Origin of the sequence: Microbacterium sp. ZXX196 (assembly GCF_009709595.1) — a bacterium.
Classification (GTDB): domain Bacteria; phylum Actinomycetota; class Actinomycetes; order Actinomycetales; family Microbacteriaceae; genus Microbacterium; species Microbacterium excoecariae.
The window spans coordinates 86,257-107,568 of record NZ_WMEE01000001.1 but is presented as its reverse complement, the minus strand read 5'-3'; the positions used below and the strand labels follow the sequence as shown (position 1 = coordinate 107,568).

Annotated in this window: 20 protein-coding genes; 6 read left to right on the top strand and 14 right to left on the bottom strand. The window is 72.8% G+C overall.

What is annotated here, in order from left to right; genetic code table 11:
* Window positions 1–5: 5 nt before the first annotated feature.
* The 13 genes from GJQ66_RS00520 to GJQ66_RS00460 form a co-directional block, all read right to left on the bottom strand.
* The gene (locus GJQ66_RS00520) at window positions 6–767 is read right to left on the bottom strand and encodes an ABC transporter ATP-binding protein (protein ID WP_155047421.1); all 762 of its coding nucleotides are present in this window, start codon (window positions 765–767) and stop codon (window positions 6–8) included.
* Window positions 767–1,654 (bottom strand): ABC transporter permease, encoded by an 888-nt coding sequence (locus GJQ66_RS00515; protein WP_368732484.1) that lies wholly within the window; start codon window positions 1,652–1,654, stop codon window positions 767–769. The genes GJQ66_RS00520 and GJQ66_RS00515 overlap by 1 nt, the downstream gene beginning before the upstream one ends.
* A gap of 88 nt (window positions 1,655–1,742) precedes the next feature.
* Window positions 1,743–3,119 carry an LCP family protein gene (locus tag GJQ66_RS00510; protein WP_155047586.1) on the bottom strand — a complete coding sequence of 459 codons (1,377 nt, stop codon included), beginning with the start codon at window positions 3,117–3,119 and terminating at the stop codon, window positions 1,743–1,745.
* A 50-nt stretch (window positions 3,120–3,169) separates the two neighbouring features.
* Window positions 3,170–3,640: a 5-(carboxyamino)imidazole ribonucleotide mutase gene (gene purE / locus GJQ66_RS00505; RefSeq protein ID WP_155047585.1), complete on the bottom strand. Its 471-nt coding sequence runs from the start codon at window positions 3,638–3,640 to the stop codon at window positions 3,170–3,172.
* An 87-nt stretch (window positions 3,641–3,727) separates the two neighbouring features.
* Window positions 3,728–4,849, bottom strand: a complete 1,122-nt coding sequence (locus GJQ66_RS00500) for a 5-(carboxyamino)imidazole ribonucleotide synthase (protein WP_155047419.1) — start codon at window positions 4,847–4,849, stop codon at window positions 3,728–3,730.
* A gap of 30 nt (window positions 4,850–4,879) precedes the next feature.
* Window positions 4,880–5,395 carry a PH domain-containing protein gene (locus tag GJQ66_RS00495; RefSeq protein ID WP_155047418.1) on the bottom strand — a complete coding sequence of 172 codons (516 nt, stop codon included), beginning with the start codon at window positions 5,393–5,395 and terminating at the stop codon, window positions 4,880–4,882.
* A 65-nt stretch (window positions 5,396–5,460) separates the two neighbouring features.
* Window positions 5,461–6,213: a biotin--[acetyl-CoA-carboxylase] ligase gene (locus tag GJQ66_RS00490; protein ID WP_155047417.1), complete on the bottom strand. Its 753-nt coding sequence runs from the start codon at window positions 6,211–6,213 to the stop codon at window positions 5,461–5,463.
* 70 nt (window positions 6,214–6,283) lie between these two features.
* Entirely contained in the window at window positions 6,284–6,484 is a 201-nt protein-coding gene (locus GJQ66_RS14505) for an acyl-CoA carboxylase subunit epsilon (RefSeq protein ID WP_155047416.1), read from the bottom strand.
* Complete coding sequence (locus tag GJQ66_RS00480; RefSeq protein WP_155047415.1) at window positions 6,481–8,112, bottom strand: acyl-CoA carboxylase subunit beta; 1,632 nt, start codon at window positions 8,110–8,112, stop codon at window positions 6,481–6,483. Before GJQ66_RS00480 ends, GJQ66_RS14505 begins: the two co-directional genes overlap by 4 nt.
* A 261-nt stretch (window positions 8,113–8,373) precedes the next feature.
* The gene (locus tag GJQ66_RS00475; RefSeq protein WP_155047414.1) at window positions 8,374–9,372 is read right to left on the bottom strand and encodes a hypothetical protein; all 999 of its coding nucleotides are present in this window, start codon (window positions 9,370–9,372) and stop codon (window positions 8,374–8,376) included.
* Window positions 9,369–10,640, bottom strand: coding sequence for a sensor histidine kinase (locus tag GJQ66_RS00470; RefSeq protein WP_155047413.1), 1,272 nt, complete (start codon window positions 10,638–10,640; stop codon window positions 9,369–9,371). Before GJQ66_RS00470 ends, GJQ66_RS00475 begins: the two co-directional genes overlap by 4 nt.
* Window positions 10,630–11,292 (bottom strand): response regulator transcription factor, encoded by a 663-nt coding sequence (locus tag GJQ66_RS00465; RefSeq protein WP_155047412.1) that lies wholly within the window; start codon window positions 11,290–11,292, stop codon window positions 10,630–10,632. Before GJQ66_RS00465 ends, GJQ66_RS00470 begins: the two co-directional genes overlap by 11 nt.
* 32 nt (window positions 11,293–11,324) lie before the next feature.
* On the bottom strand, window positions 11,325–12,581 hold the full coding sequence (locus tag GJQ66_RS00460; protein ID WP_155047411.1) for a class I SAM-dependent RNA methyltransferase: 1,257 nt from the start codon (window positions 12,579–12,581) through the stop codon (window positions 11,325–11,327).
* Between the two features lie 47 nt (window positions 12,582–12,628).
* On the opposite strand from GJQ66_RS00460, the gene GJQ66_RS00455 reads away from it, so the two are divergent.
* Both GJQ66_RS00455 and GJQ66_RS00450 read left to right on the top strand, forming a co-directional pair.
* On the top strand, window positions 12,629–13,270 hold the full coding sequence (locus GJQ66_RS00455) for a nucleoside triphosphate pyrophosphatase (RefSeq protein WP_155047410.1): 642 nt from the start codon (window positions 12,629–12,631) through the stop codon (window positions 13,268–13,270).
* Window positions 13,271–13,360: 90 nt separating this feature from the next.
* On the top strand, window positions 13,361–15,130 hold the full coding sequence (locus tag GJQ66_RS00450; protein WP_155047409.1) for a biotin carboxylase N-terminal domain-containing protein: 1,770 nt from the start codon (window positions 13,361–13,363) through the stop codon (window positions 15,128–15,130).
* 63 nt (window positions 15,131–15,193) lie between these two features.
* Here GJQ66_RS00450 and GJQ66_RS00445 read toward each other — a convergent pair whose 3' ends face one another.
* Window positions 15,194–16,618, bottom strand: coding sequence for an NAD(P)H-quinone dehydrogenase (locus GJQ66_RS00445; protein WP_155047408.1), 1,425 nt, complete (start codon window positions 16,616–16,618; stop codon window positions 15,194–15,196).
* A 79-nt stretch (window positions 16,619–16,697) separates the two neighbouring features.
* Here GJQ66_RS00445 and GJQ66_RS00440 point away from each other — a divergent pair, with 79 nt between their 5' ends.
* The 4 genes from GJQ66_RS00440 to ptsP all read left to right on the top strand — a co-directional run bounded on the left by GJQ66_RS00440 (window position 16,698) and on the right by ptsP (window position 21,239).
* Entirely contained in the window at window positions 16,698–17,528 is an 831-nt protein-coding gene (locus GJQ66_RS00440) for a purine-nucleoside phosphorylase (protein ID WP_155047407.1), read from the top strand.
* Complete coding sequence (locus tag GJQ66_RS00435) at window positions 17,525–19,183, top strand: phospho-sugar mutase (RefSeq protein ID WP_155047406.1); 1,659 nt, start codon at window positions 17,525–17,527, stop codon at window positions 19,181–19,183. The genes GJQ66_RS00440 and GJQ66_RS00435 overlap by 4 nt, the downstream gene beginning before the upstream one ends.
* Before the next feature lie 128 nt (window positions 19,184–19,311).
* Window positions 19,312–19,587, top strand: coding sequence for an HPr family phosphocarrier protein (locus GJQ66_RS00430; protein ID WP_155047405.1), 276 nt, complete (start codon window positions 19,312–19,314; stop codon window positions 19,585–19,587).
* A 5-nt stretch (window positions 19,588–19,592) separates the two neighbouring features.
* Window positions 19,593–21,239, top strand: a complete 1,647-nt coding sequence (ptsP, locus tag GJQ66_RS00425; RefSeq protein ID WP_368732483.1) for a phosphoenolpyruvate--protein phosphotransferase — start codon at window positions 19,593–19,595, stop codon at window positions 21,237–21,239.
* The last annotated feature ends 73 nt before the right edge of the window (window positions 21,240–21,312 follow it).

Sequence of the window (21,312 nt, the reverse complement as noted above, 5' to 3'; positions counted from 1 at the left end):
CGCGCTCAGTGCGGCGTCGTGCGGATGACCTCGACGGCCTCGTCGATCGGGCCGTCGAAGAGCACCTTGTGCTCGTGGATGACGATGCCCCGCGAGCAGAGACGCTGCACGGTCTGCATGTTGTGGCTCACGACGAGCATCGTCACGCCCTGGCGCGTGAGCTCCTCCAGTTTGTCGTTGCACTTCTTCCGGAACGGCGCGTCGCCGACCGAGAGCACCTCGTCGACGAGAAGCACGTCGAGGTCGACGTGGATGGCCACCGAGAACGCCAGCCGCATGAACATGCCGGACGAGTAGTGCTTGACCTCCTGGTCGATGAAGTCGCCGATCTCGCTGAAGGCGACGATCTCGTCGAACCGCGCCTCCGTCTCCTTCTTCGACATGCCGAGAATGGCGGCGTTGAGGAAGACGTTTTCGCGCCCCGAGAGCTCGGGGTGGAATCCCGCGCCCACCTCGATGAGCCCCGCGACGCGACCGCGCGTGAACACGCGCCCCTCGTCGGGCTCAAGCACGCCGGAGACCATCTTGAGGGTGGTCGACTTGCCGGATCCGTTGAAACCGAGGACCGCAACCGACTCGCCCTCGCCGACCTGGAAGCTCACATCGTCGAGCGCGCGGAAGTAGTCGGCGCGGACCTTCTTCCCCTTGGTCCACCCCACGAACGCCTCCTTGAAGGAGTGCGTGTTCCGCTTGAGGAACTTCTTCGTGACGTGATCGACGATGATCGACGGGCGCGCCGCCGTGGTCTGTTCGAGAGTGTTCGACATCACAGGTCCTGGGCGAAGGTGCGCTCGAAGCGGCGGAAGGTCAGCTGCCCGATCACGACGAACAGCAGGGCGAGGATCACGGATCCGATCGTGTACAGGTCGAAGTGCGGCGCGAACCCAAACCATCCGCCCTCGTTCGTCCCCGTGGCGAAGGGCTCGACGGTGGGCTCCCAGAAGGCATAGTGGAACAGCTCGACCGCGATCGTGATGGGATTCATCATGTAGACGGTCAACACCCAGCTGTCGAGGTTCTCGTCGATGAGCTTCCACGTGTAGAGCACGGGCGAGGCCCAGGTGGCCAGCTGCCGCAGCACGTCGACGAAGTTACCCGCGTCGCGGTAGCGGACATTCATGCCCGCGAAGAACAGGCCCAGCCCGAGCGCCGTCAGTCCGACGATCACCAGGCCCAGGATTGCCGCGCCGATGTGCGAGAGCGACGGCACCCACCCGTAACTCAGCGCCACGATGAGCAGGATGGCGACCTGCGGCAAGAAGTGGATGAACGCGCCGATGATCGCCGAGATCGGGAAGAGCTCCCGCGGCAGGTAGATCTTCTTGACGAGCGCCTTGTTATCGACGACGGCCGTCGTGGCATTCCCGAAGGCCTCGTTGAAGAAGCTCACCATGATGAAGCCGGAGAAGAGATACAGCGGGTAGTTGTTCAGCCCGCGGTCGAGGCCGAAGATAAAGCCCATGACCGCGTAGTAGATGAAGAACTGGATGAGCGGCTTGACGTACGACCAGGTCCACCCCAGCACCGAGTTGCGGTAGCGGGTCGAGGTGCCCTTGCGCACGAGGAGCGAGAGCAGGTAGCGCCGCCGGAAGACGTCGACGAAGCCGCGCCCGCGGCCCGGCCGCTCGAAGTCGGACAGATCGATCGTGGTCACTTTGTTGCGCCTCGCAGTACTCTTCCGCAGAACGTCACACTGGATCCTATCTCCCGGCCCGTGCGGAGCCTGGGAGCCGGTCGCGCGCTCACTCGGCGGAGTCCGCGCCCGCGGGATGCAGCGCCTCGTCGATCATCGCGTGGATCGCGTCCGCGTCGGGCCACTCCTGGTCCACCCCGGCGTCGGGATTCAGCTCGAGGGTCGTGACGGGTTGCGAGCGCGCGTCGACCGCGAGATCGACGAAGGTCGAGACGAGCCCCTGCGGCACGTCCGTGCTCACGACGCTCGTGCCGGCGGCGGCGACCTCCTGGAACCGCGACAGCACGTTCTGCGGCGTCATCTGCGCGATGATCGCGGCCTGCAGCTCGCGCTGGCGCTCCATGCGATCCCAGTCGCTCGTCGTGTAACGCGAGCGGGCATACCAGAGCGCGGTCTCGCCGTCCATGTGCTGCTCGCCCTCCTCGATCCATCCCGTCGCCCATTCCTCGGCGCTCTGCCCCTCGTATGCCGGCCCCGGCCCCTCGGGAAGGCGCTCGTCGACCGTGATGTCGACGCCGCCGAGCGAGTCGATGAGCGACGCGAACCCCTGCATGTCGATCGCCACGTAGTAGTGCACGTCGATGCCGAGGAGGCCCTCCGCGGCGTCCTTGGTCGCCTCGATCGCGGGCGTGGATCCCTCCTCCGCGGCGTCCGGGTACAGCCCCTCGCCGCCGTCCTCGCGGCACGAGACGACGGCGTTGGTCAGCTGGTTGATGCCGCTCGACCACCCGCAGGAGGAGTCGGAGTGCCCCTCGAAGTAGTTCGGGTAGAGCTCCGTCATGGGGCTCGACTCGCTGAAGGGGAAGTGCTGCAGGTCGCGTGGAATCCCCGTGATCGTGACGGCGCCGGTCTCGGCGTTCACGGACACGACGGAGATGCTGTCGAACCGCATCGAGTCTCGCCCGTCGCCCGAGTCGGCGCCGAGGAGCAGCACGTTGTAGTAGCCGTCGCTGGGCGGGACGACGGGCGCCGCGTTCGTGAAGAGCGCGCCGAGGCCGCCCGCGGCCGCGAAGATCCGTGGTGCGGCGACGGCCCCGGTCGCCCCCTGCAGCACGGCGAGCACGATCGCCAGCGCGGCGATCCCCCAGCGCGCGGGCGTGCGGGTCCGCACGAGGCGCACGAGGCGCAGGGTGTCGAGCGAGAGGACGACCCACAGCACCGCGTACGAGGCGACGAGGATCCCCAGGATCCACAGCGTGACGGGGTGGAGGAGCAGCGACATGGTGGCCGAGCGCCACAGGAGAACGCCGAGCAGCGTCAGCGCGCCCAGCACCCACATGATGAGCGTGGCGGCGAGGCCGACCTTGCCGAGCCGCCGCCCACCCGCGACCGCCTGGGCGGATCCGGGAATGACAAAGTTCAACACGACGAGCCACCAGGCGCGCCGCGTCATGAGCCGCGCGTCGTCGACGTCGGGCGTACGCATCGGCTGGGCGGAGAGCAGGCTCTCGCCGGGCCGGGCCTCGGCGACGCGCGTCACGCCAGCGAGTCCTTGAGGCGGCGGTTCTTCTCCTCCACCTGGGTCTCGAGGTCGCGCGCGTACGCCTCGATCCGGTCGGCGACCTCGGGATCCGCGGATCCGAGGATGCGCGCGGCGAGCAGCCCGGCGTTCTTCGCCCCGTTGATGGAAACCGTGGCCACGGGGATCCCGCCCGGCATCTGCACGATCGACAGGAGCGAGTCCAGGCCGTCGAGCGTCGCGAGCTGAACCGGAACGCCGATCACGGGCAGCGGCGTCATCGACGCGAGCATGCCCGGGAGGTGCGCCGCGCCGCCCGCCCCCGCGACGATGGTCCGGAGGCCGCGGGCGCGCGCGCCGCGGGCGTAGGACATGAGCTTGTCCGGGGTGCGGTGTGCCGAGACGACCTCTACCTCGTGCGCGATCCCGAGATCGGTGAGCGCGGCGGACGCATCCTGCATGACGCGCCAGTCGGAGTCGGATCCCATGACGACGCCGACGAGGGGCGTTTCAGACGAGTTCAGCACCGTAACAGCGTAGGGGGCGGGCATGGGAAGGAGACTCAGCGGCACGCGTCAGGCGAAGAAGGCGGCGGCGGCGCGCGCGATGTACGCGGCTTCCTCGATCGAGTCGGCCGTCGCGTTGACGTGCCCCACCTTGCGGCCGGGGCGCGACGCCTTGCCGTAGGTGTGCACCTTGGCCTCGGGCTGATCCGCCATGGCGTCCGCGAAGCGCTCGTCGATGTCCTGGCCGGCCGGCCCGCCCAGGATGTTGATCATGCAGACGGCGTCGGCGCGCGGGTCCGGCGAGCCCAGCGGGAGGTCGAGGACCGCCCGCAGGTGCTGCTCGAACTGGCTCGTCACGGCGCCGTCCTGGGTCCAGTGGCCGCTGTTGTGCGGGCGCATGGCCAGCTCGTTCACAAGCAGGCGCTCGTCGGCCGTCTCGAACAACTCGACCGCGAGCATCCCGGTCACGTTCAGGCCCGCCGCGATCTGGGTCCCGATCTCGGCCGCGACCTCGACGGCGCGCTCGCCGATCCCCGGCGCCGGCGCGAAGACCTCGGCGCACACCCCGTCCTTCTGCACGGTCTCAACGACCGGGTACGGGCGCATCTCGCCGCTCGGGCGGCGCGCCACCTGCTGCGCGAGCTCGCGGCGGAAGTCGACCAGCTCCTCCACGAGGATTCGCTCGCCGGCGAACGCCGCGAACCAGTCGTCGGCCTCGGCGGCGTCGGCGACGACGCGCACGCCCTTGCCGTCGTATCCGCCGCGCGGCGTCTTCACGACGGCGCGACCGCCGTGATCGTCGAGGAAGGCCTGGAGCTCGGCGCGCGAGGCGACGCCGGCCCAGTCGGGCTGCGGAACCCCCAGCTCGGCCAGGCGCCGGCGCATGACGAGCTTGTCCTGCGCGAACTGCAGCGCGTCCGGCCCGGGATGCACGGCGACGCCCTCGTCGACGAGCGCGCGAAGCACCTCCTGCGGCACATGCTCGTGGTCGAAGGTGACGACGTCGACGTCGCGCGCGAACGCCCGTACGGTCTCGAGGTCGCGATAGTCGCCGACCGCGCTCTCGGCGAGCCGGGCCGACATCCCGGGCTGCTCGGCGAGCACCCGGATCTCCACGCCCATCTCGACCGCGGGAGCGATCATCATCCGGGCGAGCTGCCCCCCACCGATTACGCCGACACGCTTCGTCATGGCCCTTATCCTCTCAGACGGGCGGGCGCCTCAGCCGCCGAGGGAGGGATCCGCCGCGTGCTCCTGCGCCTCGCGGTGCGCGAGAATCTGGCTGATCTCGATCTGATCGGACAGCGTTTCGCTGATCAGGCGCGGATTGTGCACGCGCCGCAGCTCGATCTCCTGTCCGCCCGCGCTGAGCACGAGCGTGCCCGTGCCGCTGAGGCGCTGCAGCGGGCCGCGCGTGAGGCCGATCACGTACCCGCCGGCGTGCGCCAGCTCGAGCCGGCGGCGGAAGATCAGGCCGCGGGTCGCGATGATCCGCCGCGTCGTGAGGATGTACTGCCGCGACGCCCACACCCACCACGGGATCACGACCGCGACGAGGACGACCCCCGCCGCCGCGCCGAGGAGCATCCAGTCCTCGAACGGGGAGGGGAGGTTCCCGAGCAGGTAGCCCGTGACGCCCACGACCGCGATGAACACGAGCGCGGGCACGGCGAGGCGTGCCGCGGATCCGCGGAACGTCGCGATGCGCAACTCCTGCTGCGGCGAGCCATCCCTCATGCGGTCATTCTCTCGCGCGCGGCGGGCCGGCGGCGCACCGGCGCGCGGGCGAGGGAGAGACGCGTCTAGGCGGATCCGGTCTGTGCCGGGCGGACGTGCACCACGTCGCCCGCGGCGATCGCGCGCGGGCCCGGCGCAAGGAGGACGAGGCGCCCGTCCTCGTCGATGTCGCTCGCGACCCCGGTCACGGTGTCGCCGCCCGGCAGGTGCGCCGTGACCTCGCGGCCCAGGGTCACGCAGGCCTCCCTCACCACCTCCCGGACCGAGGCGCGCACGAGGCGGGCCGACAGCTCGCGGAGGCGACCGAGGTAGTCCGCCAGCAGGCGATCCTCGTCGACGCGCACGCCCTCCATCGCGAACGACGTCGCCGTGGGCACCGGTCGCTCGTCCTGTCGCATCCGGGTGTTCACGCCGCTCCCGACGACGATCGCCGGGCCCGCGACCTCCGCGAGGATGCCACACAGCTTGCGTTCCCCTACCAGTACGTCGTTCGGCCACTTCACCCCGGCGGGGGCGGGAAGCTGCCGCGACGCGGCGTCGCGCATGGCGACGCCGGCGACCAGGGGGATCCACCCGCGGCGCTCCGGCGGGATCCGCCGGGCGTCCAGCGCCACGGAGATCGCGAGCGAGGATCCGGCGGGCGCCCGCCAGGCCCGGCCCAGGCGCCCCCGGCCGCCGCGCTGGTCGCGCGTGAGGTAGGCCCCGAGGTGCGGCCAGGCTTCCCCCGCGCGGATCCGCTCGGCGAGGTCCTCATTCGTCGATCCCGTCGAGGGGACCTCCTCGATGCGGGGCGAGACGGCGCGCGCGAGAGTCCACATGTCTCGAGCCTACGGGCGCGCCCGCGCCGGAAGAGGCCGACGCGGTGCGCGCGCGGCGCGGCGGATCCGCTCAGCCCGCGAAGCGCCCCCACTCGCGTCGGCGATACCGCCGCATGCGCCCGGAACGCGCCCAGCGGTCGGCCGGCTCGGGCACGGTCGCCGTCTCGACCTCGTGCACGAAGCTCTCGGAGACGACGGCGACGACCGCCGCGAGCTCCTCGTCGGTGGGGTTCCCCGCGACGACGCGGATGAGCGGGCTGTCCTCGCTCACAGCGGGATGTTCCCGTGCTTCTTCGGCGGCAGCTCGGCGCGCTTGTGGCGCAGCGACCGGAGGGCCTTCGCGATCATCACGCGGGTCTGCGCCGGCTCGATCACGCCGTCCAGCTCGCCGCGCTCGGCCGCGAGGAACGGCGACGCCACGCTGTAGGTGTACTCGTCGGCCAACTTGGCGCGCACCGCCTGCACGTCCTCGCCGGCCTCCTCCGCGCGCTTGATCTCGCCGCGGTAGAGGATGTTCACGGCGCCCTGCCCGCCCATCACGGCGATCTCCGCCGTCGGCCAGGCGAGGTTCACGTCGGCGCCGAGCTGCTTGGATCCCATCACGATGTACGCGCCGCCATAGGCCTTGCGCAGGATGACGGTCACGAGCGGGACGGTGGCCTCGGCGTACGCGTAGAGGAGCTTCGCGCCGCGCCGGATGACGCCGGTCCACTCCTGGTCCGTGCCGGGCAGATAGCCGGGCACGTCAACGAGCGTCACGATCGGGATCGAGAACGCGTCGCAGAACCGCATGAAGCGCGCGGCCTTCTCGCCGGCGTCGATGTTCAGCGTGCCCGCCATCTGCTGCGGCTGGTTGGCGATGATGCCGACCGAGCGACCCTCGATGCGGCCGAACCCGATGACGATGTTCGGCGCGAACAGGGGCTGCACCTCGAGGAACTCCGCGCCGTCCACGATGCGCTCGATGACGCCGTGGATGTCGTACGGCTGGTTCGGCGAGTCGGGGATCACGCCGTTGAGCTCGCGGTCCAGGTCTGTCGTCTCGAACTCGAATTCCGAGGTGTAGTCCGGCGCGTCGGACATGTTGTTGTCGGGCAGGTAGCCGATGAGGGAGCGCGCGTAGTCGAGCGCGTCGCCCTCGTCGTCGGCGAGATAGTGCGCGACGCCCGACCGCGAGTTGTGCGTGTGCGCGCCGCCGAGCTCCTCCATGCCCACGTCCTCGCCCGTCACCGTCTTGATGACGTCGGGGCCCGTGACGAACATCTGGCTCGTCTTGTCGACCATGATGACGAAGTCGGTCAGGGCCGGCGAATACACGGCCCCCCCGGCCGCGGGACCCATGACGATCGAGATCTGCGGGATGACGCCGGACGCCTGTGTGTTGAGGCGGAAGATCTCCGCGTACTTCCCGAGGGCGAGCACGCCCTCCTGGATCCGCGCCCCGCCCGAGTCCAGGATGCCGACGATCGGCATGCCGCCCTGGAGGGCGTACTTCATGACCTTCACGATCTTGTCGCCCGCAACTTCGCCGAGGGACCCCCCGAAGGTCGAGAAGTCCTGGGAGAAGATGGCGACGGGCCGCCCGTGGATCGCGCCGATGCCCGTGACGACCGAGTCGCCGTAGGGACGCGACCGGTCCATCCCGAAGGAGTTCGTGCGGTGGCGGACGTACTCGTCGAGCTCGACGAAGCTGCCCGGATCCACGAGCTGCTCGACGCGCTCGCGCGCGGTCTGCTTCCCCTTGGCGTGCTGCTTCTCGACGGCCTTCTGCTCGGGCGCGACGACGGCCTCGTGGTAGCGGGCGCGCAGGTCGGCGATCTTGCCAGCGGTTGTCGACATGTCGGGTTCGGTCACGCGTTCCACCCTATCCGCGCGCCCCGCGCCACCCTTGGCGGACATACACAACGCACGCGCCGTTCCTGTGTCACGATGCCCCATGCGCCTGCGCGCCCGGCGCGCGGCGGCGGTCGCATTTGTCCCCCAAACGGCCGACTGTGCTCGCCGGAAAAAGGCCGTATTGTTCAAGGAGAACGCACAGCGTTCGCCGACGTTTCCGCTCCAGGGTAGGCGGATCCGGTTCGGTTTCACTCGCGGGCGGTTTTCGGGTAATCGTCTCGCACCGCGGCCCGGGGCGGCATCGCCGCCCCGGGCCCTCCCGCGCTATCGGGGCCGTGCGATCTCGTGCCACGCCGTGACGTCGTCCTCGCCGCCGGAACCGCGACCCACGACCGTCACGACGACGGCGCTGGAGCGCGACGTGCGGACGATCAGGCGCTCGGCTTCGACCCCGGCGAGCACCGTCGCCAGTTCGCCGCGCACCGACTGGATCTCGGTGGGGTCTAGCGCCTCAAGGCCGCCGTCGTCGTAGAGCGAGACCACGACGCCGGAGCGGCGCAACCGCGCGAGCTGAGACCGCACGCGCGCATCGAGGAGGCCCCGCCCGCGCAGCTCGTCCCGCAGTGTGGCCTCCACGAAGAGGGCCTCCGCCTTTTCGTCCGCCCCGAGGAGCCCGCGCTGATCGATCACGCGCGCGAGCACCGGACCGGCGAGCCCGATCGCGACCTGTACGCGCTCGCGCCGCTCGCGGCTGCGCCCGTCCTGCACGGCCTCCCACGCGGAAGATTGCTGCTGGATGAGGGCGAGGCGCGCCGTGTCGCGGTAGGCGCGGTCGGTGAACACGACGAGCAGCTGCGCGATGCCGACCCACAGGAGCGAACCCATGCCGCCGGCCGTCAGGACCCCGGGCAAGTCGGACATGACCGTCGTCGCGGCGAACACGTGGGAGATCATTCCGACCCACGCCAGCGCCGCCCGGCGCCGCGCGCACACGATCGTCATGAGGACGCCGCCGGCCCCGAGGAACCAGGTCACCTGCGGCGCGTCGCTCGGCGGGATGCCGAGCGTGGCGACGAGCGGCAGCACGGCGGCGACGGCGCACGCGACGAGCGCCGCCCACAGCGCCATGGTGCCGGGTCCGTGCGGCGTCCGGCGGGCGGACCCGGGCGCGAGGAGCGCGACGAGCGCCGCGGCGACGAACATCGTGACGGCGACGAAGGCGCCCCCGGCGTTGCCGTGGGTCAGCGCGCCGACGATGCCGCGCACGGAGAAGTACGCGACGAGCGCGCCCCCGAGGAGCGACAGGGCGAGGCGGACCTTCACGTCGCGGCCCCCGAGTCGTAGGAGATCACGACGCGGGTGCCGTCGGGGCCCGGCAGCACCTCGACATCGCCGCCGGCCGCGGCCACGCGCGCGAAGATGGATCCCCGGATACCCAGACGGTCGGCCGGAATCGCCTCGAGGTCGAACCCGGGCCCCTCGTCCGAAACGACGACACGCACGCAGGTCGCCGTGGCCTCCACGCGGACGCGGAGCCCGCGGGCGTCGGCGTGCTCGACCGCGTTGGCAACCGCCTGCGTCGCCGCGAGGACGAGCGCCCGGGCCGCGCGCGCGGGTATCCGGGGAGCGGGTCCCTCCGGCGGGGCGACCGTCAGCGCGACCCCCACCTGCGCCGCCGCGCGCTCGAGTTCGGCCGCGATGGCGCGGGCGTCGACGTCCTCGTTCGTTCCCACGGGTTCGTCCGACTCGGCATCGGCCAGGCGGTTGAGCGCCTCGCGCGCCATCGCGACGGCGAGCTCCCGTTCGCGCGGCGACTCGGCGCGCGCGGCTGCGAGAAGAGCCGCGAGCACGCTGTCGTGCATGAGCCCCGCGATCTCGACGAGCTCGCGCTCGGAGGCCTCCGTCGACGTCGCGCGGCCGTAGGTCTCCACGGCGGCCCGGCGGGCCTCGTCGACGCCCGCCCCCACGCCGCGCAGCATCGTGGCCACGACGACGAAGGTGAGGCTGAGGAGCAGCGCGATCGAGACGTCGTAGAACAGCTGAGCCCAGACGTCCGCGCCGCCCCCCGTCGTCGCGATGCGCGCGGCCGCGAAGATCAGGGCGGGCACGGTCGCCACCGCGAGCTGCGCCGGGAGTCCCCAGGCGACGATGGCGGCGCCCGTCGCTGTCGCGAGCAGGAAGTAGGGCCACGGCTCCTCGATGAGCGACGGTGGCGCGACGGGGGTGAACACCGCCCAGGCGACGATCGACAGCGGCATGGCCACGGCGTACACGGCGGCGAGCGCCCGCGCGCCGCGCCCCGCCACGCACGCGACGGCCATGGCGACGAGGAGGAGAAGGACGCCGCCGACGAGCGGGAGCGTGTGCGCGCGGGCGAGGGAATCCTGCCACGCGACGGCGGCCGCCTGCGCCCCCATCACGAGGGATCCGACCGCCACCGTGATCTCGATGGCGCGGTCCAGGAGGGCGCCGGTGAACCCGCGCCGGCGGCCCGGCGCCTGGTCCGGGGCCATCTGCTGCCAGGCGCGCTCGATCGCCGCGGCTCCCGCCGCCTCGGCGTGGCGCGCGAGGGCCGCGGTGTCAGGGGCCATGGGTGTCCGCCTCCGCTCGCGCGGCGGGCACGATGCCGTCCTCGAGCGCCCGGCGGAGCAGGTCGACCTTGGTGGGCGCGGGACGCCCCACGTCGACGTACTTCGCCCGCACGCGGGAGATGTTCTCCTTCGCGGTGGAGTAGGCGATGTTCAGGCGCCCGGCGACCGCCTTGAGCGGCAGGCCGGCCGCGTACATCCGGAGCACCTCGCGCTCGCGGTGCGACAGCTGCGCGTCGGCGAACGCCCGATCGCTCTCGACGGCGCTCGCCCACTCGACGTTGTCGAGCGGTTCGCCGGCCGCGACGGTCCGGACGGCCCCGAGCACGTCCTCGAGGGGCGCCGCCTTGCTCACGACGCCCGCGGCGCCCGCCGCGAGCGCCTCGCGCACGACCGCCGGGCGGTCGGCGACCGAGTGGATGATCACGCGTGTCGCCGACGCGAGCCGCGAGACGTTCTCCGTCACGGTGGTCCCGTCGCCGAGCGTCAGGTCGAGCAGGACCACGTCGGCGCCCGCATCCCGCGCGCCCGCAAACGACTCGTAGGATCCGACCGTCGGGCCGCTGAAGACGACCACCTGGCCGTCGCGGACAAGCGCCGCGGCCAGGCCGAGCCGCACCGACTCGTGATCGTCGATCAGCGCAACCGTGGTCATGTGATTGAGCCTACCGGGGCGCCCGGCCGCGCTCACGCTCGGCGCAGGACGCAGACCGACTCGACGTGGTGCGACGACGGGAACAGGTCGAGCCCGCGCACCCGGTCGGTGTCGTATCCCAGCGCGCGGAACGCGCCCACGTCCCGCGCGAGGGCGACGGGATCGCACGCGACGTAGATCACGGCGGCGGGCTCAAGGCGCGCGATCGCCTCGACGACCTTGAGGCCCGCGCCCGAGCGCGGCGGATCGAGCAGCGTCACGCCCCGCGCCAGGGCCGCCCGCTCCCCCGCGTCCGCGGTGTCGGCCAGGGTGTCGACCAAGTCCTCGACCCGCGCGGTGACGGCGCGCACATCGAGCCCGGCGAGGTTCTCGCGCGCGTGCTCGGTGGCTCGCGGAGCGGACTCCACGGTCGTGACGCGCGCGGCGGATCCGTGCTCGGCGAGCGCCGCGGCGAAGAGTCCGACACCGCCGTAGAGGTCGAGGTGGTGGGCGCCCTCCGCCTGCTCCAGCTCGGCCAGCGCCTCGCGCACCACCTGGTCGAGGCGTCCGGCCGCGAGGCGGTGCACCTGCCAGAAGCCGTCGGCGTCGACGCGGAAGGTGCGCCCTCCGACGACCTCGGAGACGACGGCGCGGCGCGGCGCGCGGCCGCGGGCGCGGCGCGCGGGCCGCGGCACCACCGTCACCTCGCCGTCGGCCGCCTCGACGAGATCCACGCGACCCGCGGAGAACCCGGCAAGCCCCAGCGCGGCGCGCTCGATGGCGGCGGTCGCGAGCGGGTGCGCGCCCACCTCGACGATGTCGTGGCTGCGCGCCGCGAACGGCCCCACGCGCCCCTCCGTGTCGACGTGCAGGCTGACGCGCGTGCGCCAGCGGGTGCCGTCGGGCGTCTCGCCCGGCCCCGCGGAGGCCACTTCGGCGGGCACCGCGCCGCGCGCGAACCGCTCGAACGCCTCGCGGAGCACGCGCGCCTTCAGCTCGCGCTGATGATCGAGCGCGATGTGCCCGAAGTCGGCGCCGCCGGGGCGCTCGGCGGGCGGCACGGCCACGTCCGCCTGCGCCCAGACGTGCGGCCGCCGATGCGCGCTTGCCTCGAGCACCTCGAGCGTCTCGGCGCGCGCGAACGACTTCTTGATCTGCGTCACGCGCGCGCGCACGCGCTCCCCGGGAAGCGTGTCCGGGACGAAGACGACGCGCCCCGGCTCGGCATCCGATGCCCCGTGCCGCGCGACGAAGACGCCCCCGTGCGCCACGCCGGTGATATCGAGCTCGAGCACGTCGCCTGTCTGCATCCCGTCATCCTCGCAGACCACCCTGACATCGCCCCTACGCTGGGGGCATGCTCGTGTGCCTCGCCTCGACCTCGCCCGCCCGACGCGCCCTGCTGCTCCAGACGGGGATCGACCCCCGCCTCGAATCCCCCGGGGTGGACGAGGAGAGGGTGATCGCGGACCTCGAGCGCGCGCGCGGCGCCGCCGTCTCCCCCGCCGAGCACGTGCAGGTCCTCGCGACCGCGAAGGCGCGGGCCGTCGCCCGCCGCCTGGCCGAGGAGGGCTTCACGGGGCTCGTCATCGGCGGAGACTCGATGTTTGTGCGGGGCGAACGCGTGTTCGGCAAGCCGCACACCGCCGCCGCCGCGACGGCGCGTTGGCAGGAGATGCGGGGGCGCACGGGCGAGCTATTCTCGGGCCACTGCGTGATCCGCGTCGGGTCCGGGGCGCCCGCGGAGGCGGAGGCCGTCGCGACGGCGCGCGTCAGCTTCGCGGCGGACGTCACGGACGCCGAGATCGCGGCCTACGTCGCCACGGGGGAACCCCTCGAGGTCGCCGGGGCGTTCACCGTGGACGGGCGCGGCGCGGGGTTCATCGAGCGCGTGGAGGGCGATCCGTCCACCGTGGTCGGCATGTCGCTGTCGACCGTGCGGCGGCTCGCGCGCGAGCTGGGCGCCGAGTGGACGGCGCTCTGGTCCGCCTCGGCCTAACCCAATTGGTACGACCCCACACAGGTTCCCCCGGGATTGTTGTCGAGGTCGCTCAAATCGAGCCGGGCCGGCCTGGATAGGCTCGAGATCATGCCCGCAATCCGCAAGGTGCTCATCGCCAACCGTGGAGAGATCGCCGTCCGCATTATTCGTGCGGCCCGCGACTCCGGAATCAGCTCGGTCGCCGTCTACGCCGACCAGGACCGCGACGCGCTCCACGCCCGTCGCGCCGACGAGGCCTACGCGCTCGACGGCTCGACGAGCGCCGAGACCTACCTCGTCGCCGACAAGATCCTGTCGATCGCCCGGCGTTCGGGCGCCGACGCGGTCCACCCCGGCTACGGCTTCCTCGCCGAGAACGCGGAGTTCGCCCGCGCCGTCATCGCGGCCGGCCTCACCTGGATCGGCCCGAGCCCCGAGGCGATCGAGGCCCTGGGCGACAAGGTGACCGCGCGTCACGTCGCCGAGAAGGTCGGCGCGCCGCTCGCGCCCGGCACGCCCGGCCCGGTCGACACGGCCGAGGAGGTCGTCGCCTTCGCGGAGGAGTTCGGCCTCCCCATCGCCATCAAGGCCGCGTTCGGCGGCGGCGGCCGCGGCCTCAAGGTCGCCCGCGAGCTCGACGAGGTCGCCGAGGCGTTCGACTCGGCCACGCGCGAGGCCGTCGCGGCCTTCGGCCGCGGCGAGTGCTTCGTCGAGAAGTACCTCGACAAGCCCCGCCACGTCGAGACCCAGTGCCTCGCGGACGCCGCCGGCAACGTCGTCATCGTCTCCACGCGCGACTGCTCGCTGCAGCGGCGCCACCAGAAGCTCGTCGAGGAGGCCCCCGCGCCGTTCCTCACGGCCGAGCAGAACGAGATCCTCTACACGGCATCGAAGGCGATCCTCCGCGAGGTCGGCTACGTCGGCGCGGGCACGTGCGAGTTCCTCATCGGCGCTGACGGCACGATCTCCTTCCTCGAGGTCAACACCCGCCTCCAGGTCGAGCACCCCGTCAGCGAAGAGGTCACGGGCCTCGACCTCGTGCGCGAGCAGTTCCGCATCGCCGAGGGCGGCACGCTCGACTACGACGACCCGACGCCGCAGGGGCACTCTTTCGAGTTCCGCATCAACGGGGAGGACCCCGGGCGCGGCTTCCTCCCCCAGCCCGGCCCCATCCACGCCTTCAAGATCCCCGGCGGTCCGGGCGTCCGCGTCGACTCGGGCGTCACGACCGGCGACGAGATCGGCGGGGCGTTCGACTCGATGCTCGCGAAGCTCATCGTCACGGGCCGCGACCGCGCGGAGGCGCTCGAGCGCTCGCGCCGCGCGCTGGCGGAGTTCGAGATCGCGGGCCTGCCGACCGTCATTCCCTTCCACCGCAAGGTGGTGTCGGATCCCGCCTTCACGGCGCAGGACGGCGTGTTCGGCGTGTTCACGCGCTGGATCGAAACGGAGTTCGCGGGCGACATCGCGCCCTGGGACGGCGAGGCCGCCGATGCGGCGGGCCCCGAGGCGCGCCACCGCGTCGTCGTCGAGGTCGGTGGCAAGCGCCTCGAGGTGAGCCTGCCGGACCGCATCACCCAGCCCGCCGGATCCGTCGGGCGCCCCGCGAGCGCCCCGCCGTCGCGTCGCGGCCACCAGGGCGCGAGCGCCGCGGGCGGCGCGTCGGGCGACACCGTGACCTCCCCCATGCAGGCCACGGTCGTCAAGCTCGCGGTCGAGGAGGGCCAGGACGTCGTCACGGGCGACCTCGTGCTCGTCCTCGAGGCGATGAAGATGGAGCAGCCGATCCACGCGCACAAGGACGGCCGCATCCAGGCGATCAACGCCCCCGTCGGTCAGACCGTCAGCTCGGGCCACGCGCTCCTGCAGATCGTCTGACGACGCGCGAAAAGCGCCGCCCCGCATGGCGTGGGGCGGCGCTTTTCGCGCGCGCGGCGCCGGTCAGAACCCGCGCAGGTTCACGCCGTGCATGGCGCGCGCCGCGTCGGTGATGGAGCCCGCGAGCGACGGGTACGCCGTGAACACGCGCGCGACCTGGTCGACCGTCAGGCGCCGGTCCACCGCGATCGCGATCGGGAAGATGAGCTCGGAGGCCTTCGGCGCGACCACGACGCCGCCGATGACGGTGCCGGATCCCGCGCGCGCGAACAGCTTGACGAAGCCGTCCTTCACGCCCATCATCTTCGCGCGCGCGTTCTCGGCGAGCGGCAGCTTGTGCACGACGGCGTCGGCGTGCTGCGTCCAGCCGACCGTCGCGATCTCGGGCGAGGTGAAAATGTTCGCGGCGATCTTGTGCTCGGAGAACGGGATGACGGCGTCGCCCATCGCGTGGAACACGGCCGTGCGCCCGAGCATCGAGGACACCGACGCGAGCGGTACGAGGCTCGTGCAGTCCCCGACCGCGTAGATGTGCGAGACGGAGGTGCGCCCGACGCGGTTCACGAGGACGTGGCCCGACTCGGACATCTGGACGCCGGCCTCCTCCAGGCCGAGGCCGGCCGTGTTGGGCACGGATCCGACCGCCATGAGGCAGTGGGACCCCTCGACGGTCGAGCCGTCGGACAGGGCCACGACGACGCCCTCGCCGGTGTTCTCGACCCGCTCGGCGCGCGACTTCGCGAGCAGCGTCATGCCGCCGCGGGTGAAGACCTTCTCGAGCACGGCCGCCGCGTCGGCGTCCTCGCCGGGAAGGACCTGCTCGCGGCTGGAGACGAGCGTCACCTTCGACCCGAGGTTCATGTACGCCGACGCGAACTCGGCGCCCGTCACGCCCGAACCGACCACGATGAGGTGCTCGGGCACGGACGGCATGTTGTACATCTGCTTCCAGGTGAGCACGCGCTCGCCGTCCGGCCGCGCCGCGGGGAGCTCGCGCGGCGACGCTCCGACCGACACGATGATCGTGTCGGCCTCGATGCGGTCGAAGTCGGTGCCGCCGGGGCCCGTCGACACGACGACCGCGTCCTCGCCCGCGAGCCGACCGTGACCCGAGATGATGCGCACGCCCTCCTCGATCAGGCGCGCGCGCAGGTCCTCGGACTGCTGGCCCGCGAGCGCGAGGATCCGCTTGTTGATCGCGAGGAGGTTGATCGCCACCTCGGGCTTAAGCGGCGCGCCGGACTCGCCGCGCGCATAGAACTGCACGCCGAGGTCGCCGGCGTCATCAATCGCGCGCGCCGCGTCGGCGGTCGCGATGAGCGTCTTGGAAGGGACGACGTCCGTGAGTACCGCGGATCCGCCGACGCCCGTGCTCTCGACGAGGGTGACGTCCGCGCCGAGCTGCGCGCCCGCGAGGGCCGCCTCGTAGCCGCCCGGCCCGCCGCCGATGATCGCGATTCGCTGCTTGCGCTCGAAGTCGAAGGTCATGACCTCCATTGTTCCCCATCGCGAGCCGCGCCCCGCCCCACCCATCCCGCGCGCGGCGCGGCTGGTTAGGGTGTTCCTCATGACGCACGAGACGCACCCGCTGGACCACCCGGCCGACCCGTTCGAGATCGCACAGGTCGCCGCCGCCGACATCGCCCGGCTCACGGGCGTCGAGCGACACGACATTGCGGTCACGCTGGGCAGCGGCTGGGGTCGCGCCGCCGACCTGTTGGGCGAGACCGTCGGGGTGATCCCGGCGACCGAGGTCACGGGTTTTTCGAAGCCCGCGCTCGAGGGGCACGTGGGGACGCTGCGCAGCGTCGTGACGCCCGACGGCCGGCACGTCCTCGTGATCGGGGCGCGCACGCACTACTACGAGGGCCACGGCGTGCGGCGCGTCGTCCACAGCGTCCGCACGGCGGCCGCCACGGGCGCCCGCACCATGGTGCTGACGAACGGCGCGGGCGGCATCAAGGACACGTGGAGCGCGGGCCAGCCGGTCCTCATCAGCGACCACATCAACCTGACGGCCGACTCGCCGCTTGAGGGCGCGACGTTCGTGGACCTCACCGACCTGTACTCGGCCCGCCTGCGGGACATCGCGCGCGAGGTGGACGCCGAGCTGGACGAGGGCGTCTACTGCCAGTTCCGCGGCCCGCACTACGAGACGCCGGCCGAGGTCCAGATGGCGAAGGCCATCGGCGGGCACATCGTGGGCATGTCCACGGCGCTCGAGGCGATCGCAGCGCGCGAGGCGGGCATGGAAGTGCTCGGCTTCTCGCTGATCACCAACCTTGCCGCGGGCATCTCCCCCGACCCCCTCAGCCACGCCGAGGTCATCGAGGCGGGCCGGGCGGCCGAGGGCCGCATCTCCCGCCTTCTCGCCGATGTCATCGGGCGGATCCGATGACGCCCCGCGAGCGCGCGGCGGCCTGGCTCGCCCAGGATCCGGATCCGGAGACGCGCGCCGAGCTCGCGGCGCTCATCGAGGCCGCCGACGCGGGCGACGACGCCGCGCGCCGCGACCTTGAGGAGCGCTTCACGGGACGCCTGCAGTTTGGGACCGCCGGGCTGCGCGGCGCGCTCGGCGCCGGCCCGCAGCGCATGAACCGCGTCCTCGTCGCGCAGGCGGCCGCCGGGTTCGCGCGCTTCCTCCGAGGCCGCGCGCCGGGCGAGCGGCCGCGCATCGTCGTCGGCTACGACGGCCGCAAGAACTCGGACGTGTTCGCCCGCGACTCCGCCGAGCTGTTCCAGGCAGCGGGGCTCGAGGCGATCCTGCTCCCCCGCCGCCTCCCCACGCCCGTTCTCGCGTTCGCCGTGCGCCACCTCGGCGCGGCGGCGGGCGTCATGGTAACCGCGAGCCACAACCCTCCCCAGGACAACGGCTACAAGGTGTACCTCGGCGGCGCCGACGACGGCTCGCAGATCGTGGCGCCCGTGGACGCGGAGATCGCCGCGCGGATCGACGAGGTCGCCGCCGCCTCCCCCGTGTCAGACCTGCCCCGCGACACGGGGTACGCGATCGCGGACGAGGAGGTCGTCGCGGCGTACGTGCAGCAGACGGCGCGCGTCGCGCCGGCACCCGCGGGCGCGGAGGGCCTCCGCTGGGTGTACACGGCGATGCACGGGGTCGGATCCGAGACCCTGCACCGGGTCGCGGCGTCCGCGGGCTACCCCGCCCCGATCGTGGTGTCCGAGCAGATCGAGCCGGACGGCGCGTTCCCCACCGTCGCGTTCCCCAACCCCGAGGAGCCGGGCGCCCTCGACCTCGCGCTCGCGACCGCGGAGCGCGAGAACGCGGAGCTCGTGATCGCGAACGACCCGGACGCGGATCGCGTCGCCGTCGCCATCCCGGGCCCCGACGGCTGGCGCGCGCTCACGGGCAACGAGGTCGGGCTGCTGCTCGGCCGCCGCGCCGCGCGCGCCGCCGCGGGCACGCCGGGCGCCTCGCTCGCCTGTTCGCTCGTGTCCTCCCCCGGGCTCGCGGCGCTCGCCGCGCGCTACGGGCTGGACAGCCACGAGACGCTGACGGGGTTCAAGTGGATCTCGCGCGCCCCCGGCATCGTCTTCGCCTACGAGGAGGCGCTGGGCTACCTCGTCAACCCCGAGACGGTCCGCGACAAGGACGGGATCTCCGCCGCGGTCGCCGTGCTCGGCCTCGCGTCCGAGGCGCGCGCGGCCGGCCGCAGCCTGGCCGACCTCCTGGACGACGTCGCCGCGGAGATCGGCCACCTCGCGAGCGCGCAGGTGTCGCTGCGTGTCGCGGACCTGTCCGTGATCGGGCGCGTCATGGCTTCGCTGCGCGCGGATCCGCCCACCGCGTTCGGGCCGATCGAGGTCGAGCACGCCGAGGATCTCGCCCGGCCCGCGGAAGGGGCCCCGGCCGGGGACATCCTGCGCTACGCGCTCGCGGACGGGTCGCGCGTGATCTTCCGGCCGAGCGGCACCGAGCCCAAGCTCAAGGCCTATCTCGACGCGCGCGGGGAGTCCCCCGAGTCCGCGCGCCGGGCGCTCGCCGCGATCGACGAGGCCGTGCGCGCGCTCCTCGACGAGCGCTCCCGCTAGGGCACGGGACACGCTCGGCGCGCTCCAGTTGAGACGCGCCGAGCACCGGGACAGAATGTGACAGGGGTCGCGGATCGGCGACCCGGAGACTGGCGGCGCCGCGCGCCGCCGATCGGGAGGAAACACCCATGACCGCCGTATCGCGCACCATCACCGTCGCGTCGTCGCACGGACTGCACGCCCGCCCCGCCAAAATGTTCGCGGAGGCCGCCAAGAACTCGGGCCAGGCCGTCACGATCGCCAAGGGCGACGGATCCCCCGTCAACGCCGCGAGCATCCTCGGCGTCATCTCGCTCGGCGCGAACTCGGGCGACGTGGTGACGCTGTCCGTCGAGGGCGACGGCGCCGAGGCCACGCTCGAGCAGCTCACGGCGATGCTCGAGACCGACACGGACGCGGAGTAGACCGCGTGGCCGAGATCCACGGGGTCGGAATCGGCCAGGGCGTCGCCGTCGGGCCCGTCGCGCACATGGCCGGGCGCCTCGCGCCCCCCTCGGACGCGCCCTCCGCGCGCGGCGCGGATGCCGAGAAGGCGGCCGTGTCCGAGGCGGTCCAGGCCGTCGCCGAGGAGCTGAACGCGCGCGGCGAGCGGGCGGGCGGATCCGCCCAGGACGTGCTCGAGGCGCAGGCCATGATGGCCGAGGACCCGACGCTCGCGGACTCCGTCGCGGCCCGCATCGACGCGGGGAGCACCGCCGAGTACGCCGTCCACGCCGCGTTTGCCGAGTTCGCGGAGCAGCTGCAGGCGCTCGGCGGCTACCTGGGCGAGCGCGCGGCCGACCTCGCCGACGTCGCCCAGCGCGTCATCGCGCACCTGCGCGGCGTGCCGGCGCCCGGCGTGCCCGACCCGGGCCACCCGTTCGTGCTCCTCGCGGAGGACCTCGCCCCCGCCGACACCGCGCTCCTCGACCTCGAGCAGGTCCTCGCGGTCGTCACGACCGAGGGTGGGCCGACGTCGCACACCGCGATCCTCGCTCGGGAGAAGGGCATCGTCGCGGTCGTGGGCACGGGCGAGATCGACCTCGCCGACGGCCAGAGCGTGATCGTCGACGCCGCGAACGATCGCGTCGTGCCCGACCCGACGGACGACGAGCGCGCGGAGGCCGAGGAGCGCCGCGCCGCGCGCGCATCCGCGCAGGCCGCGCCGCTCACGCCCGGGGCCCTCGCGGACGGCACGCCCGTGCCGCTGCTCGCCAACCTCGGCTCGCCGGATGGCGCGGCGGAGGCCGCGGCCCTCGGTGCCGAGGGCGTCGGCCTGTTCCGCACGGAGTTCCTGTTCCTCTCCAGCGACGAGGCGCCGTCGGTCGAGAGCCAGCGGGAGAGCTACCGGCGCATGCTGGCGGCGTTCCCGGGCCGCAAGGTCGTCGTGCGCGTGCTCGACGCCGGCGCCGACAAGCCGCTGCCCTTCCTCACGGACGCCGACGAGGAAAACCCGGCGCTCGGCCGGCGCGGGATCCGCGCCCTCCAACACCGGGAGAACGTGCTGCGCGACCAGCTGACGGCGCTCGCCCAGGCGGACGCCGAGACCGACGCCGACCTGTGGGTCATGGCGCCCATGGTGGCCACAACCTCCGAGACGGAGTACTTCACCTCCCTCGCCCGCGAGCTGGGGCTCCGGACCGTCGGCGTGATGGTCGAGGTCCCCTCAAGCGCGCTTCTGGCCTCGGAAATCTTGGCGACGGCCGACTTCGCGTCGGTCGGCACGAACGACCTCGTGCAGTACACGATGGCCGCGGACCGCCTGCTCGGCAGCGTCGCCCACCTCCAGAGCCCCTGGCACCCGGCCGCGCTGCGGCTCATCAAGATGGTGGCGGACGGCGGGCGCGCGAACGGCAAGCCCGTCGGCGTGTGCGGGGAGGCCGCGGCGGATCCGCTGCTCGCGGTCGTGCTCGTCGGCCTCGGCGTCTCAACGCTGTCGATGTCGCCCTCAGCGCTCGCGGACGTGCGCCTCGAGCTGCGCGGGCACACGCTCGAGGAGGCCCGCCGGATCGCGGAGGCCGCCCTCGCGACCGGCAGCGCCGACGAGGCGCGCCAGGCCGCTCGCGCCGCTGCCTGATCCGCGCGCCTGACGGGGCCGCCGCGACGCGCGTGGCGGCCCCGTCAGGCGCGAAAGGCCACCCCCTGGCGCA